Consider the following 16577-nt stretch of genomic DNA (forward strand, 5'->3'; position numbering starts at 1 on the left):
TCAGCGCCCTTCTTTAGAGAGCGTGACCAGCACAGCGTCGTGCTCGAAGCTCTCACCTTCCTTGACGTGAATTCGATGGACGATGCCATCCTGTGGTGATCGTATGATCGTTTCCAGCTTCATGCTTTCAATCAGCATCAGTGCCATTCCCGACGAGACCGATTGACCGGACGAAACCGTGATCGCAACAACAAAGCCAGGCATCGGCGCCCGGGCCACCAGAGCGTGAGTCTCGTTATTGCCGGATGCGCACGCTCGCAACGGGTCATTGTAGCGCAAAATGCGCGTCCTGCCGCGGATGTGAAGGTGAATTAGCTCCCCCTCGATGGCGAACCTGATCGGTTCGCTCTGGCCCGCAATGGTCAAGATGCCGCTACTGTCATTGCAGCGAGTGAACGCGACAGGGGCAATGACCTGGTCTCGGAGATGGAGCCGGTAGTCTTGCTGGTTGGGTGAAAGCCACAATTCATGATATACGCCGTCGACCTCGAATGAGTGATACACGTCAATTTCTCCAACTACCGAGCGCCGCGTGAAGCTCAGGCACGGCGTCGGCCGACTCGCGGACCGGTCTTGTCAGGAGAGCCGCAGATGCCAGGAACGCAGACATTTCGGCAGCAAAGTTGCCGGTTGCGAGATGTGGATTTTCTTCTAGGTATCCCGTATGGAACTGACCGCCAAGAAATGCCTCGTCGCAAAGAATCCGGGCGAGCAAGCTCGCGTTGGTCTCGCACCCGAGTAGAACCAGTTCGCGAACGGCGCGATGGGCTTTGAGAGCAGCCTCTATGCGGCTCGGTGAATGCACGATGATCTTGGCGAGCATGGGATCGAATGCCGCCGTGATGTGCTGGCCTTGCATGATGCCGCTGTCGATTCGTACGCCATCCGGATACTCGAGAAGAAGTACTTTGCCGGTGGTCGGGACGTATCCGCGTCCGGGAGCCTCCGCGCAAAGCCTGAGCTCGATTGCATGCCCATTTGAAACAATGTCGGACTGCGAAAGTGCAAGTTTTCGGCCCGCTGCCGCATAGACTTGTTCGGCGATCAGATCGACGCCGGTGATCATCTCGGTCACCGGATGTTCGACCTGAAGACGTGTATTCATTTCCAGAAAGTAGAACTCTCCGCCGCTGAAAATGAACTCGACCGTTCCTGCATTCTGATAATTCGCTGCACGGGCGATGCCGACGGCGGCTTCGCAAATCCGGGTCCGCAATTCTGGTGATAGAGCTGGCGAGGGCGTTTCCTCGATGATCTTCTGGAAACGGCGCTGCACCGAACATTCGCGCTCGAAGAGATGGACCAGGTTACCGAAGGAGTCACCGAGCACCTGTACTTCAATATGTCGCGGGCTTTCGATATATCGTTCAACATAAAGTCGGCCATCTCCAAAGTAGCGACGCGCTTCGCTGCGCGCCTGCTCAATGGCTGCCTCCAACGTAGCAAGGTCCCGTACAATCCGCATTCCCTTGCCGCCACCGCCCCCTGATGGCTTCACGAGCAAAGGAACTCCAATAGCCCGCGCTCTTGAAACGAATGTGGCCGGATCATCTTCCTCGATGGCGCAGGGTGCCACTGGAAAGCCGTTGCGCTGAACGAAATTACGGGCGCGAATCTTATCGCCCATTAGTTCGATGGTTTCTGGAGCGGGTCCGATGAACGCAATACCGGCCTTTATCACTGTGCTGGCGAATTCCGCATTCTCGGAAAGCATTCCATAACCCGGATGTATCGCGCCGGCGTTCGCCTTGTGGGCGGCAGCGATGATCTGCGCGATGTCCAAATAGCTTGCGATTGGCGTGCGGCCGCTAATCGGAACAGCCAGGTCGGCCATTGAGACGGCCGGGGTTCCCGCGTCAACGTCATGGTAGGCAATGGCAGAACGAAGCCCAAGCTTGTTCAAGGTTTTGATGATACGTGCGGCTATCTCACCCCTATTGGCGATCAGAACGGTATCGAAAGGTAATTTATGCATTCGCCTATCCGGACAAGCGCGATTGAACCAGAGCGTCGGTCAATTGTAGGCGGCCATGCTCGTCACCTGACCTCGGGTGACCGTCCTGCAGGTCAAGCTTGGACCACTTCTGTGGATGAGGCAAACGAACCGGCCGCCACATCTTCACTTCGAGTCGCTGCTTTTCTTGGTAGTGTCTCGCACGAAGATCACGTAGCGACATTGCTGACTGAGGCTCGCTTGCTTGGATCTGAGGCAGGCAGTGATAGCGGTGCGATCTGGTATGTGGCTGCTACAAAGGCGGAACACGTCCTCCATGCAAGCCTCTTTCTCTTCTGCGGTCGGCGCTTGATCGCGCGCCTTGACAAGCCCGGGCATTGCAGCCGTCACTGCCACGGCAACAGCGATGGCGCAGTAGTAGAGTTTGAGGCGCGAAGGCAGCTGAGTTTGTTGAGTTTGAGTCATGATATCCCTTCAAGTCGGTGAGGCTGCGATATTTTTCTTCCTGCGCGAAGCGCCAACATGACCTGTCAACCGCGAGGCAGGCCGGAGCTGCTTAAGTGCGGTGCCGGCAAGCTCGTTCTTCCACTTTTGCGGTCTGGCTGTACGGTGCTGGTCATCTGTCCGGCATGACAGAAGCGAAACCTGCCGTGCTGGCGGAGCCCCGCGAAGAGGCGAAGCGCTCGCGGCTGAGCTGGCCCAGCAAGTGATCATTTCGGAGCTTCCGGTGATTGTGCGGTTGTTCATGCTTGGATGTCGCGAGGCATTGCTTGGGCGGACATGTGCTTAGGTATTCTGGGTGAGCCTATCCGCTAAGCGACTAATGACGCCGTAGCCGGCGACGGGTTGAAGGGCCCGGGCCAACTATCGCGAGGCAGAGAGATCAGACAAAAGCCAGGTGCGCTCAAGCCACGGTTGATGATGCATTCGATCGTTCAGAGCGAACCATGATGGCGCGGGCCGAGACTGTGTTTGGTGTAGTCGCGCCTGTGTTCGTTGGGTGGCGTATCTAGGGCGGAGCCTCCGTCTTGCGTCCGTTCCGGTGAGGCTACGGTGATGGAAGCGCCTGCCGTGCAGATCTCGAAACGTGCGATTTCGTCCAGCCGCGACAGGAACAGCTCCGACGAAGCGCGGACAAGGATGCGCCTGGAGGATCTTATCGTCCTAATCGAGTCGCGCCAGGTGAGTTTAGATCTTTGAAACATTCGCAATTCTCATGACGTGTCCGGACCGCTGGATTGTCGGACGTGGTTCCCACTTGTCCAGGATCGTACAATCTAACGCTAGGTCCGATTCAAGCCCCTTGTGCATCCCATCGTCTGAGGATGTCGGGGCTGTGCATTCTTCGTACGAGCCTTGGCTGCAAGGCGCACTTTGGTGTTTCGGCTGTGCATGGCGACCGTCCGCTTCGGCAACCGAGGCCACGAGCGTCGCTGTTACGTGATTATACGGAGCGCCGGTGTCGCATTTCTTTGATCTGCCAATTGCATGCTCTCGGCATGAATCCGAAAAGTAAACTCTACCAGCCCGACCACTGGCGAGGCCGTGCGGAAGCAACGCGAAAGAAAGCGGAAGCGCTCGCTGACGGAAAAGCCAAAGACAGGCTGCTTAAAATTGCCGAGGAATACGACAGGCTGGCTCGGCGTGCCCACGTGTGGCAGATGCGCAAAAACGAGGACGATACGTGGCCTGAGGAAGAGCTGTAAAGCGTCGCTGCGGATCATCAAAAAGGCCCCCAGCCTGTTGATCGCTACCCGACCCTATGGCCCGCGCAGATGTCGCTGAGCAAGCAAGTCAGTGCCTGGAAGGGACGTCGAGGGGCACCGTAGGGCGAGGCATCCTGACGCTCCTGTGGCGCGCTCCAGATCGCGACACGTAGGTGAAGGCGGAGCAGGCGGCCTGCCCAACGCTCCTTCAGATCTACTTGGTTAGTCAGCTTCTCGAAAGCTAATTTCCATATCACGAAAATGCGGAATCCTAGATCTCAATTTGCAGTCAATGCGTCGCGTTAATGCGGAAGCCCGGATGACGTGCGCGCGGGGACATGTCGAGCTGTTAAAGGTCAGTGTTTGGCACTTCGTTGCGGCTGCAATGGCATATCAGTTTCGCCAATTCGAGATATCTGCGGCATGCCTCAATGTTTCCTTTGCGTTCGTCGGAGGGACGGATTTCCAGGTAGTCGCGCGAGGTGTGCACTGGAATCAAGTCTGTGAGCTGTCCGTTTTCTTCAAAATCGATTGTTTTGATGGAATGCATCCACGCGCTGAATGAGTCTGTATCATGCGTTCGGGGTCTCGATGGTCTAAAAAGTTCGGTCGTGTTTCTGAGGATGTGATCTTAATCGCGAATGCTGCAAGGTATCAGGCGCCGAATGCCCCGCTGGAGTTACGACGAGAAGCGTTCGTCTAGTCGAAGGGGAGTCCCGCCACTGCTGGCGATGCCACGGCGTCTGACCACTAATCCAGCACCGACGTAAATCGCGGATCTCGATGCCCTCGGTGAGGTACTGGTGAATAAAGCGTTCCTTGCTCATTATCGTCTCTCGCTTCAGTGGCGAGCCACTCGGACTTGCTTGCGACCGAAAGGGCAAAGCCAGACGGGCGCCGCACCCCGCAAGGCGCGCGGGCTTGACCCTCGCGGCGGATGAAGATCTGCGTCAGCCGATAAGCATGGCCCCGGACCAGGCACAGGCAGGGAGCATGCGCCTTACATACATAGTCCTAGCTGCGTTGTGCCGTACTATTCAAGCGCAAGATCGTGCCGCACGCGTCCGAAGTGATACGCCGGCGCGCCTTCAGAACCAGCTTGCCTAGCTTGAGGGCCTGTTGGCCTTGGCCAGTTCTTCTTCAGCGGACTACTGACGCTGCAGGTTGGTTTCCATCAGCGCATTATGAGTCTTCCGAGACTCGTCAGTTTATCGACAGCTAAGTCTTATAGCATGGGTACTGTCTAGCCGGACTGAGAGATAGCTTAATCTGCTGGACGAGAATGGGATGGATTGTTCTAACAAAATAGCCTCTCGATAACCGCAGATTCCGTCCGGACACAGTACGTCTGGCCGCAACACCTGTGGGCGAATAGCGCAGCGTGTTTGTCGGTTCTGGTGGCAACCGCGCTCTGTGATCGCCTGCATCGTCATTAGTCAGTGATTCATCGTCGGTGAGAGCTACCGGATTCGAGAAGCGCCGCTCGGTGCGTTCCTTTTATTTAGCTGAGAAGAGAAGACATCGATGAATACAGAACGGGCTCAGCTTGGCGCTGGCACTCCTGCCGAGACTTCCGAATCCGAAACCTCCCAACCGGGGTCCTCGGCTGCGGCTCAGTGGGCCGAAGCCCTCACGGAGGCAGACGCGTCCGCTGCTGATCCCGCCTCGTCGCAGGACCAGGTCCTGGCGGGCCGGGCTGCCGAAGAGGGGCAGGGCGGAGGCGGGAATCGGCAAGAGGCCGCAAGTCGAGCGCGGGCTTGGGGGCAGACGGGCGACGTCGATGAGCCGCTCGATCTGTCGTCCCTCTCCCTGACCGCCTTGTCCGTCCCCCTCCCGCCCGAGCTCCGGCGGCTGAATGTCGAGAACAATCAGCTGACCAGCCTGCCCGAGCTGCCAGCCGATCTGCAGCGGCTCAACGCGAGCAACAATCGGCTGACCAGCTTGCCCGACCTTCCGGCCGGGCTTCGGCGGCTCTACGCCGTCGGCAACGGGCTGACCAGCCTGCCCGCAGACCTGCCGCTCGGGCTCCGGCGCTTGAGGGTCGACAACAATCAGCTGATCAGTCTGCCCGATACTCTTCCGGCAACGCTTCAGGAGCTCGACGCGAGCCGCAACCGGCTGACCGATCTGCCCGACCTTCCAGCTGGGCTCCAGCGCCTGAACGTCGATCACAATCAGCTGACCAATCTGCCCGAGCCCCTCCCGGCGCAGCTCGAATGGTTCAGCGCCATCAACAACCAGCTGACCGGGCTGCCCGACCCAGTGCCCGCAGCCCTGCTATGGCTCGGCGCGAGCAACAATCAGCTGACCAGCGTGCCCCAGACCCTGCTGACGCAGATGGGTCGCGGCTCCAGCGTTGATCTGGAGAATAATCCACTGCCCGAGTTGTTGCAGACCAATCTGCTGACAGCCATGCAAGCCGGGGACTATGCCGGCCCGCAGATCTTTTTGCCTATGGCCGAAGGAGCGGTGGCAATCGAGCCGCGGCCGTTGCATGAAGTTGTCGCGGACTGGCTTGAGAACGATCCGGAGACGGTGGCTGCCTGGCGAGGTTTTGCCCATGAGCAGGGAGCCCAGGACTACGCACGATTCCTCGACAGGCTGCGGGGCACGGTGAACTATGGTAATGACGCGTTCCGGCTGAGGGTCGCGGAAGATCTGCGGCAGGCGGCGGCAAGCCCGCGACTGCGTGAGCAATTTTTCACGCTGGCCAGCGAAGCGACCGCGAGCTGCGAGGATCGCATCACTTTGACTTGGAACGGCATGCAGACCGCACGCCTGAACGCTGATATAGAAAACGGAGCCTATGACGGGCGGCTCGACGAACTGCTCCAACACGGCCGTGTGATGTTCCGCTTGCAGGCGCTGGACGGGATCGCGCGCGAGACGGTCAACTCGCTCCGCGCCGCTAACGCGGACGCCGATATCGAGGCCGGCGCGGACGCCGATAGCGACACCGACACGGACACCGACCCGGACGCCGACATCGACGAGATCGAGGTCTATCTTGCCTATCAGACCCAACTGCGCGAGCCCCTGGAGCTGCGGCACGTTGCCCCTGACATGCGCTTCTTGAACATCTCTCACGTGACAGAAGACGATGTTGCCAGGGCCGCGATGTCGGTGCGGGACCAAGAGGCGACGGGATTCCGGAACTATCTGCTAACGCGTTGGCAGCCTTGGGAAACGGTGCTGGTGCGCATCAGGCCCGAACTGGAGCAGCAACTCGTCCATGCGATGGGCGAGGAGTTTCAAACTCGCCTGGACCGAGCTCTCGCCGAGCACGGCCTGACAGGCGACCCCGATGCCGAGCGGGAGCTCGGATCCCAGATCCGCAGCGACATCGCCCGCGACATCAGGGGTGCGGTGACGCGCGAGGTGCTCAAACCGTATGGCCTGGAACTGTAAAGTGGCCGTTCATGCGAGGGTCAATCGCTATTTCCACTCGGCCGCCGCTGCTCGATTGAGCGATCGCGATGAGACCCGCCAGCCGGGCAGCTCCGCCGCAAAGCAAATGGCGGTAGCCGTAGCTTGACCCAAGGCGGCAAGGTGCGGTTCGTACCGTTGCTGCTCGCGTCACCTTCACAAAGGCGCGGGATACTAAGGATTGTGATCAATGTTTCGCCTGGAATGCCACTCGAGCGGCAGTGCCGTACATGCGCGACTCGAAGATCGGCTTGTGCACCAGCTCTTGCTTCTGTCCGAAAGCAAACGCGCATGATGTGGGGAAGCAGCCAAGCTGTCGCGAACGCGACATTGGGCCGCAAAACGTGGAGCGTTCCTCTGCATTGCACTGGAGCCAAAATCCTAAATTTTACCATCGTGCCATAATATGAAGTTATCTCTTGCATCATCCAAAAATGGGGCGAGATCGAGGATGACATGCAACACAACATTCGCAAATCCGAACAGGATGAAAGGGAGGATGGTCATAACAACAGAGACGTCGTGATGCTACATATCGCTTCCGAGCGAGAAAAGCCTAATGCAAACTCCGAGACGGACGACGCGGTCCCTAATGTGCCATTGCACGAGAGCGCGATTATCGTGATCTTCGAAATATCGAAAGTACTCACCGCACCCTACCGGCTAGAAGTCACGCTGGCCAACGTCGTCGATCTTCTGCAATCGTTTGTGCAGATGCGGCACGGCATCGTCTCTCTGTTCCACGATGAGGGCGTGCCGGACATTACCGTGGGCGCCGGCTGGAGCGAAGGGAGCGACGAGCGCTTCCGGATGCGCCTGCCGCAGAAGGTAATCGATGAGATCGTGGCAAGCGACCGCCAAAGCTGGATCGCATCAATCAGAACAGGACATTTTACATCGACCGTGGGGTCGCGCCGGCGCGAGATGCCGCCGGCGCCTCGGTTTCTGTGAAAGAGGTCTCCACGTCCCGATTGATGGTGCGCATACGTTGCGGCCGCGGCATGCGAGAGGCGTCGGAAAGCCCCTCGTGCCTTTGCCATCCGCGAGAGATTACTTCAAAAGAAAGCTGCGATGATCCAGCAGATAGCGGCCCAAAGCAGCGCATTTATGAGGAGTACGGCCAGAAGCCCCACGTTCCACCTCCTCTGCGCCTGCCAGGAGCGACAATCGGCGCTGTAATGCTTGATCGTTGGGTGTTTTGGTGCGCGCCAATGTGTCATTTCATCACGCGCCGCGCCGGTCCACGGAAAAATGCCAGGCTTTGCATGCCTCGTATCACTCATAAGTTCGCAGTCCTCTTTCAGAGCGCGAGTATCAGAATTCTTGTTTGTTGCGCGGCGAGCATCCGGCCGATGATATGCTTGCGCATCGTCGGTACAGGGAGGTCGCGTTCCGTCACCACAGCAATCTACGTGCCACGACGGAGAAGTGCCGGTACCGCCTTGATGCAAAAAAAAGCGCGTCTGTCGGCGTTGACGACACGGCGTCGCTGCCCGTGGTCGGATTCGCGACGTCGACGTCTGAAAGAGAACACCCGCATCAGCAGCAAAAGGGTGAGCGCGTCGCGAGCGCCATACCAGAAACAATGCGTTAGGAGTTGCATCGTAGTGACGAAGGTCGGCCGACGGTCGCAGTTGCAGTCAATGAGAATCGACCAATCATTGTTTCTGATCGCTAGCTTACAGGCAGTCGATCCGCTCGATGTTATCAGCTCGAAGACAGTTCATGCCAGGGCTCCGCGGCTCTGGTGGGAGCCCGTTCGATTTGACCTCATGCGACTCAATCGCGGTCACATAGATGGCGCATTGGCACTGTTTCAGACTCGGCGAGAAGGCTTGCAAATGATCAAGTACGACCTCACAAAGCATCAAGATCGCCGCGCAGCGTCACCTGGTGCCGCCACTGGTTTTGCGGGGCATCATGGAATGTAGAGGTCAAAGGCCATTATAGGGAGCATGACATGATGACGATCGATTCATTGAAGACGAGGTGACGGGCCACGAGCCGCCGATTTCATGTGCTCAAGCAGGTCGTCATAAGACATGAATCGGCACGGCCCGGAACGCTTGCTTGAAGCGCGAAAGTTCGATCGTAGATATTACCGCTGCTGATGCGCTCGCTCTGTTAGCCGATGTGCGGCCAGTACTGGCTGGCAAGCAAGATGCCTCGCAGGAGAGGGGCTTGATGATGGAGTTGTCCGGTGAGCGAGCCCGTCGGACCACCAAGAGCGGGAAGGTGCAATCTGCGGGCTGAGTCGCCGTCGCGCAAATCGTGCACGGCTCGTAGTCAGACAAGCAGCGGCCCTTGAGAGCGCTAGTCGGCCACAATGCGGGCGTTAAAAGGCTAAGAAGAGGAGAACGAGTGATGATGGACATCTGCGGCTTTCTCGAATGGTTCGCTGAAGACTGGTATAGGAGCGCTGGGCCGAGGACCGAGCCGGTTGATGAGTTGCGAGACAACGTCATCTACGTCGACTTTAAGGCCATCCGAGAGGCAAAGGAGGGGGCGTGCGAGCGCGAATCATAGAGAAGCTGGAGGCCGGCCGCGTGCAATACGGCCAGTTCGCTACCTTTCCTGGATCCGGTCCTTGCGGCCTGTTCTTTTTGCAGGGTCCTTGCGGGTGTGAACTCAAGATAAGTGGATTAGTCCGTCCTGGCTGGGAGAATGTCGCTGTCTCGACGCCGCGGCGCTGTCCGAATTGGGAAGAGATGTGCTTTGTCAAAGACCTGTTCTGGGATGAAGAGGAGTGCGTCATGCAGTTGCATCCACCACATTCGCAGTATGTCAATAACAGCCGATATTGCCTGCACCTGTGGAGACCCACTCATCGGGACATCCCAATGCCGCCGCCGAGCTTTGTAGGCATCGTTGGGTTAGGGCCATCAGAAGCGGCAATGTTGTTTGCCCAGATGAGCGCGACAGCATGATGAGCTGAGTTAACGATATCCGAGCGGAAGATGAGGCCGAGCGGGTGCAGAAGCACCGGTTCGGCGCCGCCGGAATGAGGCGTCACAAGCGGATAAACGTCAGGACCGGTCACCTGTTGCACTGTGCACTGCTTTCAGAGGAGCTGCAGACAGTGCACTGATCCGGTTCAAGAGAGGTCTCGTATACACTTGGGATCAATCATTGTCGAAGGAACGAATTGGAGTTGGCGTCTTGACGGCATTCAAATCAGTGTTTGCGGATCCGTGCTGAACGTCGGTTCGGCAGCAACAACGACGTCTCACCGGGCCGGCGACCGGTCACAAGGCAATCACTGGACGATCCGACGAAGCGGTTGCGCACTCTTTGGAACGAAAAGCATGTGCCGATCGAACGGCATAACGCGAAATGGCGAGATCGAAGCCAAAGCGACGGCCGAATTCAAGTTTGAAAGGCGCTGTCCAGGCGCCGCCTAGGCCACGAGCCGGGGTCGGTGTCACCCTGACTGCATCCGGAATTGCTCGAGCTAGGCCTACCGGTCGCTTTGCAAGAGCCGGTAGCTCGTCGGCTACTACCCATCTGGAGCGGTGCTGATGAGCAGAGACGGTCGAGTCACCAAATAGCCAACTGGGGCCGTAGCTTCTCCAAGCCTATTTGGTTGTCAGCTCGTCGTCAGCTTGCCGCAATAGCATTCGCAGGCAGGGCGTAAGCAGCCCGCCCTCGCTCTGAGGAAACGTACGCTGAAGAGGCAGGCGAACCGCCATGTATAATCGAGTTAGTGGCCTATTCACACGCCTCAATCAAACTAACGAACCGAGTCAGCCGGCAGACAGCAGCGAATTTGCACAAACACTGACGGATCTCGCTCGACGGGAGAGCTTGCCACCTGGGGAATTGCCCGACAAAATGGGGCTCTGCTGCAGCAAGCCACAGACCTCCGATGCAAACATTTACAGTCCAAGCACCTCAGATCTCAGCATATCCTCTCTGTCCTCCAGCTCAACTCCATCCTCTCCAGCAAGGCCGATCCCTCCTCTGTTCGATTACAGGACTGCTGAATTGCCCGAGGCCAATGTCAACGGCATCTGCGTTGGATTGGCAGCGGAGTGGATCCGCAATCTCCCAAGCAGCCCTTCATCCCGGATGAGGGCGCTGCGCCCGGGTACTGAGACTCACAGCTCGGCGGCAGGGCTGCAGCAGCGGTATGAAGACCTCAAGACGGCGGAAGGTTCTCACAATCCTCAGGCAAGAAGCACGATTTTACGCGAAGCCGGCCTAGAGCCGTCCGCCGAACAAACGCCATATAGGTTTGGTACATCTTCGCGCATTGACAAGATCGTGAACGAGGTCACCCACGATCCATCGATCTACTTGGTCAGCTTGCGTTTCGCCGCAGGTGGCGCCCACATGATCGCAACGTCGACATCGAATGGAATGACGACCCTCTTTGATCCTAACTATGGAGAATTTACTGTTCGGTCGGATCAGATGGGTGACTTGTTCAAAAGTCTTGCCGACCGTTACAGCAACCCGCCGAACGGACTTGATATATCGACGGTCGTCACACAAAGGATGACGTGAGTGTTTCGGAGGTTCCGACGGACCTTGCCGATCCCAGGCGCGGATCCTTTCGTGATCGATACCGGACAGCCGCATCGCCTCCGACAGTGCAGCACCACGGCCGGGAACACGGATTCTGCCGCTCTCAACGTGCGCCCGACGTGATGCCGGAGCTCACCGCGGCCCTTCAAATGTTGGAGCGGTACGGTCGACGGAAACTCTCGAAAGCAGTGCAGCGGGGTCGAATGTTCAGAGATAGAGGCTGCCGATCACTCAGGTTGATGTGCCATCGCGCGTCAAAGTCTGAATGATCTGCGCTTGCATTCAAGCGGGACCGACGACCCATTAGAGCTTGCCTGAAAGAAGGTTAAGCTCCTCGCGTGGGTTTCGATGCCTTACGCGCCCCTTTGCGCTCAGGGCTAAAGAGCGGGCACCAGGCATTCACCACAGCCGGCAAAGCTGTAGTTCGTCTGCTTCGGAATCATCGCCGCCCTCTTTTGTACCGACGTCACCAGCCAAACAGCTGCTGCGGCGCCAATGCATGCCGTCGCACTATCGAACAAACCGAGTCGACGCTCGCTACGAGCTCCGCAACAATCCGCGCCTTGTACTCGTCCCTGCACTTCCGCTGACGTCCGGCTCTGGCGAAGACCTCAAAACCCCGAAGGACAGTGATAAGGCTATGCACTGTGTTCGTTCTAAGCCTCACGGTTCAAGCAGACCGGCAGCGATGTCGCCAGCCTGATCCATAACTCTTTGGAATTGGTCCAGCTTTGCCACCAGCTGGACTACAAGGTCATTTGCCAGTTTACTTCCCGAATAATGCGGGGTGACATTCTGAATTTACGGCCCGTAGCCCCTCGCCGCGGTGCGGGCGTAAGGTGGCTATTGAGCTTGATCTGGAAGACGTCGCCCGGTGGCTTGGATATGATCCCAGTCTCACACCGGAAGCAGCGCGGGCGCGACTCGGCGCTGGTCGGGCTGGAATGGATCAGACGCTGTCCCTGCCACGCCCGCACTACTGATTGAAGTTAGCAGAGACGTGACTCGGCGCCCCAAAAGCCCCACGCATACACGGGGCAAGCGCTGTCCCTACCACGCGCCGCTAGCTTCAACGGAGTTGTACGCGCACTAGCTTTCCGAAAGCTGACGAACCCGACGCGATTCACCCAACGAAAAGCGGCCGGTGTGGGTCGGTGCTCTGTATCTGGAACCCACCCGAGTTGGCGCCCTTAAAGACGGAGCGCACATTGAGGCAGAACGACAGCCTGATTGGGCGTACTTCTCATCATCGTGCATGGGCGGAGGCGGGACCACGGCAGAGGAAATGCCCGTCAGACGCTTTGTGGCCGGCAAGAGCGCCGACGCCCGCAGTAAGATAGGAGCAGACCTCGGACGCACAATCGGGAATGCGGTAGCCAATCCGCGCATCAGAGCTTGATCACCGACGTCCTACGGTTCCGCCTCTACCTATGCACGACCATCTCTATGAACCGCCGATCGACGATCGGACGATGGTCTGCGTTCTAATCCTTGACAGTGGACATCAGAGCGTCGTTCTCAGGCCACGGCTTTGAAGGCTTGAACTCGGTAGGCCCACGGCAGTAGCTGGTCGATCTCGCGGTTTGGATGCCCGTTGACGATCCTTGTCGGGACGTTCGTGAGATAGGCGAGTGGATCGACGTCGTTGACTTGCAAGTCTCGACGAAGGTTGCGAGGACGGCCCAATGTTGGGCGCCCCCGTCGGATCCGGCAAACAGCGCGTTCTTGCGACTGACGACCGTATTGTTGTCGAGCTCGATGCGGTCGTTATCGATGAAGCGCGTTAAGCTTGCCAGCGCGAGGGCGTAGGGGATGACCTCGGCGAGCTTGATCTTCTGGCTGATAAGAGCCAGCTTGGCGCGCAGCCATACCTCGAAGATATCGGACAGTGGTCGGCTTGCCGCACGAGGCGATGCTCCTCCGCGCTGCGGCCGCGGATCTCGTTCTCGATCGCGTAGAATGCGGCACGTGCTTCAGCGTTTCGCTCGCGATTGGAGCGGCGCCGGCTGTCGCGAGTTCGTAGAAGTTGCGCCGCATGTGCATCCAGCGGAAGGCGAGCTCGACCCGCCCTCGATCAGCCGGGCTGGAGTCGGCTTGCAGGACGCCGAGGCGGCCCACCGTTGTCGAGCCGCAGCCGGTCGAGGAGGCGGTGCCGGCTCCTCCTGAACGCGCAAGCCTTTGCTGCGGCCACGCGCTGCCCGGGGAGCTAGCTTGGGTTAGGGCCTCATAGCAGAGGCTGCCGGATTCAGAGGTGGCGGTGCTCAGGGAGGCCTCGGCTTTCCAAAGCTGCGTCGTCGCGCGGACCGCGCCGAAAGAGGTCCGGCATCCGCTAGATGTCAGACATACTGCACCAATTTGAGGTAGTCATCTGTGAGGACGGGTGAGCGAATGGAACAAGCCGCGTCTTGAAGGAAGGTGGTTAGAGTCCGACTCGCCAGATTGCGGCCTTCGAAAGATTGCCGTGCCGGCGCGCGAGTACGGAGAGTTGCTAGTTCGGAACTGACCAGGTCAGCGGCTGCTCCGGCGCAATCTGAGCCAGAGAAGCAACCAGCAGACATGACAGCCTGTGCCAGTCCCAGTGTGGTGAGCCAACCCGCATAGATCAGCACGGCACCGTCTGTCTCATTGAGCGCAGAGAGTTCCTCAATTGCAGCAGCATGGACTGATGCCGCACCAACTGACCGAAAGAGATCGGCTATCTCGTCACGCGTAGCTTTAGAGAGGAGGCAGCGGCCGAGATGTGATAGGAGCGCCTCGGTCGGACCTTCGAAGATGCGGAGGATGCGAGCGTCTCGATAGATTTTGGCTAAAGGCGTTCCCTCATCGTAACCACGGCCACCTAACAGCTGGACGCATTGATCAGCGACAAGGCCGCACCACTCAGAGGACAAAACCTTCGTTGCCGATGCAAGGTGGACGTTGGGCGCGCCCTGCGCCGAAACAAGTCGGCAGGATGCAGCCAGCATCGCCTTTACTACTTCCCGCCGCAGCACCATCTGCCCAAATAACTGCTCGATGTAGCTGTTCTCGATCATGCGCATTTTACCGAGTCGACGATGGCTTGCATAAGAGGCTGCGAGCTGGATAGCGCGCTCAAGCGCTCCAAGACCCATAGCAGCCACACCGATTCGGCCGCGGTTCATACTAGACGCCGCCGCGCCCCACCCGTCTTGATCGCGAGAGAGCACGTAAGCACGCGGCACCTCGACATCCTGAAACTCCAGAGTATTCTGAATAATGCCACGTAGACCGAGTGTGCGATGCTCGTGCGTGACCTTTAGGCCTGGAGCCTGCCTGTCAACGAGTACACCAACCAGCCGACCTTTCGCATCGGGACCAGACGCGCGCGCAAAGCAAACGATCCAGCGAGCCCAGTCAGCGAGGCCGATCCAGATCTTGCGGCCAGAGATACGAACTTTATCTTCGTGCATGAGAGCCGAAGCCTCTATATGCCTCGGGGCAGAGCCAGCTCCAGGCTCCGTCAACGCGAAAGCGCAGAGATCGCCGCGTGTTGCACCCCAAATGATATGCTTTTGTTCGGGGATGTGCGGTGCCGCTTCGATGCAGGGCAATGCCAGGAAGTTATGGATGACGAGGGTCGAGGCAGCGGAGACATCGAAGGATGCAGTGGCGGAGATGAGTTCGATGGCCTCTTGCAAGGGAAGAGCTAATCCGCCGTGCTCTCCTGGTGTGGTGAGCCCGAAGAGTCCATGCCTTGCCAATATGCTGTGTAGGGTCGGCGGGAATGCTCGGCGGTCATCCGCGTCTGCGAAATTCAGCTGACTGAGGTCAGCGATCAAACCGGAGTATAGTGCATCTGCACGGCCTTGAGCTGTGCGTTCCTGCGGCTCCCTGAATTGAGCGTAAACATGAGTGTTCATAGCCATAAGGCCCACAATGATCCCGGCCGCGCTTCGCGCCAATTCATCCCCGTGGCTAGCTCGGCCACACGTTGGTATAGTGTGGACGCAAGCGCAGTATAAGCACGTTGTCCGGGACCCGGATTTATTGCGGCCGCCGCGCGGGCTCCCATCAAGATGCGCCTTGTCGATATGACCTACCAGAGGGCACGCTCGTTTCAGTGACCTTCCATTCTCCTCAAGACTCACTCAGCGTTGTCGATCGGTGTTTCGTCCCAAAGAGAGCCTCCTGGGGAGAGATCCGTCGTGCACCGATCGCCAGCATAGCGAGGCATACCTGACATATGGCATTCAAATCATGTTCACCGCCACTCCGTGGCTGCTCGGCATAGCGCGGACATACACGCAGCACCAACGAAGCGAATGATCTGTCGCTCAAGACTGCAAGCAGATCGCTCGCATCGTGTTCACGGCCGCCGAACTTGATCTCTCGCGACGGGCACCCGGGACTTCGAACGGTGATGTCGGACAATGGTCAAGGCAGGAAGGCAGTTCGATGTGAACCGACACCGCGGTTCGATCGCTGGGCTGGCTCCTTGGTGCAGGACCCATGATCGTCATTTGTGCGGTTCAGCTTATGCTCGCGGACACCACTGCGCATCCGTTTTCAAGAGTGGCCTCGATGACCACCCTAAGTTTCAGCAGGACGTCCTCCGCAGCGCTGAAATTCGCGATGGGGTGCCACGTCATGCTTGCGCCGGGAGATGGCAAGGCAGATGGCTCGTAAATGTACGTGCTTCGGCCTGCCAAGATCATCCACGGCTGGAGCGGTGTCGACGAGAGTGGCGTGGACCTAGATAAACGCTGCGACCTCGCTCACGCGGGGGCGGGTCGCTCTCGAACGGGCCGATTGCTTCGGGCAGGGACCGACGATCATGGTATGACGTGGTGCAGCGGCGGAATACGGCGGCCTGAAATTTGGTCGTACACCATGCAGGTAAGGCTGGGCCGAGTGAGGCGCCGGCTGGGGCGGACGTGCTGATCCCGGCAGGGGCTACCACCCATCACCATGCCGTTGGCCGCGATCATCGGCCCTGGTACGAC

General features: G+C 58.6%; 10 protein-coding genes and 2 pseudogenes. 5 read left to right on the top strand and 7 right to left on the bottom strand.

Annotated features, from left to right (window positions below):
- The 4 genes from ACNJX8_RS10890 to ACNJX8_RS10905 form a co-directional block, all read right to left on the bottom strand.
- A complete protein-coding gene (locus ACNJX8_RS10890) occupies window positions 1-504 on the bottom strand; it encodes an acetyl-CoA carboxylase biotin carboxyl carrier protein subunit (RefSeq protein WP_439360602.1) in 504 nt (167 codons plus the stop codon).
- A gap of 1 nt (window position 505) precedes the next feature.
- Window positions 506-1975: an acetyl-CoA carboxylase biotin carboxylase subunit gene (locus ACNJX8_RS10895; RefSeq protein ID WP_439360603.1), complete on the bottom strand. Its 1470-nt coding sequence runs from the start codon at window positions 1973-1975 to the stop codon at window positions 506-508.
- 144 nt (window positions 1976-2119) lie between these two features.
- Window positions 2120-2419, bottom strand: coding sequence for a hypothetical protein (locus ACNJX8_RS10900; protein WP_439360605.1), 300 nt, complete (start codon window positions 2417-2419; stop codon window positions 2120-2122).
- Window positions 2420-3390: 971 nt separating this feature from the next.
- Window positions 3391-3678 (bottom strand): hypothetical protein, encoded by a 288-nt coding sequence (locus ACNJX8_RS10905; protein WP_439360606.1) that lies wholly within the window; start codon window positions 3676-3678, stop codon window positions 3391-3393.
- A 1506-nt stretch (window positions 3679-5184) separates the two neighbouring features.
- Between ACNJX8_RS10905 and ACNJX8_RS10910 the strand changes: the two genes are divergently transcribed.
- The 4 genes and pseudogenes from ACNJX8_RS10910 (at window position 5185) to ACNJX8_RS10925 (ending at window position 10013) form a co-directional block, all read left to right on the top strand.
- The gene (locus tag ACNJX8_RS10910) at window positions 5185-7068 is read left to right on the top strand and encodes an NEL-type E3 ubiquitin ligase domain-containing protein (RefSeq protein ID WP_439360607.1); all 1884 of its coding nucleotides are present in this window, start codon (window positions 5185-5187) and stop codon (window positions 7066-7068) included.
- A 543-nt stretch (window positions 7069-7611) separates the two neighbouring features.
- A pseudogene (locus ACNJX8_RS10915) lies at window positions 7612-7938 on the top strand (nif-specific transcriptional activator NifA); the annotation flags it as partial.
- A gap of 1512 nt (window positions 7939-9450) precedes the next feature.
- Entirely contained in the window at window positions 9451-9612 is a 162-nt protein-coding gene (locus tag ACNJX8_RS10920; protein ID WP_439360608.1) for a hypothetical protein, read from the top strand.
- Window positions 9613-9632: 20 nt separating this feature from the next.
- Window positions 9633-10013 (top strand): DUF7694 domain-containing protein, encoded by a 381-nt coding sequence (locus ACNJX8_RS10925; protein WP_430640509.1) that lies wholly within the window; start codon window positions 9633-9635, stop codon window positions 10011-10013.
- Here ACNJX8_RS10925 and ACNJX8_RS10930 read toward each other — a convergent pair.
- A complete protein-coding gene (locus ACNJX8_RS10930) occupies window positions 9911-10135 on the bottom strand; it encodes a hypothetical protein (protein WP_439362071.1) in 225 nt (74 codons plus the stop codon). The two genes, ACNJX8_RS10925 and ACNJX8_RS10930, sit on opposite strands and share 103 nt — an antisense overlap.
- A 638-nt stretch (window positions 10136-10773) precedes the next feature.
- Between ACNJX8_RS10930 and ACNJX8_RS10935 the strand changes: the two genes are divergently transcribed.
- Window positions 10774-11592 (top strand): YopT-type cysteine protease domain-containing protein, encoded by an 819-nt coding sequence (locus ACNJX8_RS10935; RefSeq protein WP_439360610.1) that lies wholly within the window; start codon window positions 10774-10776, stop codon window positions 11590-11592.
- 1539 nt (window positions 11593-13131) lie between these two features.
- On the opposite strand, the pseudogene ACNJX8_RS10940 reads toward ACNJX8_RS10935, so the two are convergent.
- Window positions 13132-13728 (bottom strand): annotated as a pseudogene (locus tag ACNJX8_RS10940) (IS66 family transposase); the annotation flags it as partial.
- 221 nt (window positions 13729-13949) lie between these two features.
- On the bottom strand, window positions 13950-15500 hold the full coding sequence (locus ACNJX8_RS10945; protein ID WP_439360611.1) for an acyl-CoA dehydrogenase family protein: 1551 nt from the start codon (window positions 15498-15500) through the stop codon (window positions 13950-13952).
- Window positions 15501-16577 lie beyond the last annotated feature (1077 nt).

Source organism: Bradyrhizobium sp. SPXBL-04, assembly GCF_051853035.1.
Classification (GTDB): domain Bacteria; phylum Pseudomonadota; class Alphaproteobacteria; order Rhizobiales; family Xanthobacteraceae; genus Bradyrhizobium; species Bradyrhizobium zhanjiangense.

Coding starts and splice junctions, on each gene's coding strand:
- ACNJX8_RS10895 (WP_439360603.1), bottom strand. CDS start 1,975: ATGCATAAATTACCTTTCGATACCGTTCTGATCGCCAATAGGGGTGAG.
- ACNJX8_RS10935 (WP_439360610.1), top strand. CDS start 10,774: ATGTATAATCGAGTTAGTGGCCTATTCACACGCCTCAATCAAACTAAC.
- ACNJX8_RS10945 (WP_439360611.1), bottom strand. CDS start 15,500: ATGGCTATGAACACTCATGTTTACGCTCAATTCAGGGAGCCGCAGGAA.
- ACNJX8_RS10900 (WP_439360605.1), bottom strand. CDS start 2,419: ATGACTCAAACTCAACAAACTCAGCTGCCTTCGCGCCTCAAACTCTAC.
- ACNJX8_RS10910 (WP_439360607.1), top strand. CDS start 5,185: ATGAATACAGAACGGGCTCAGCTTGGCGCTGGCACTCCTGCCGAGACT.
- ACNJX8_RS10920 (WP_439360608.1), top strand. CDS start 9,451: ATGATGGACATCTGCGGCTTTCTCGAATGGTTCGCTGAAGACTGGTAT.
- ACNJX8_RS10905 (WP_439360606.1), bottom strand. CDS start 3,678: ATGATCCGCAGCGACGCTTTACAGCTCTTCCTCAGGCCACGTATCGTC.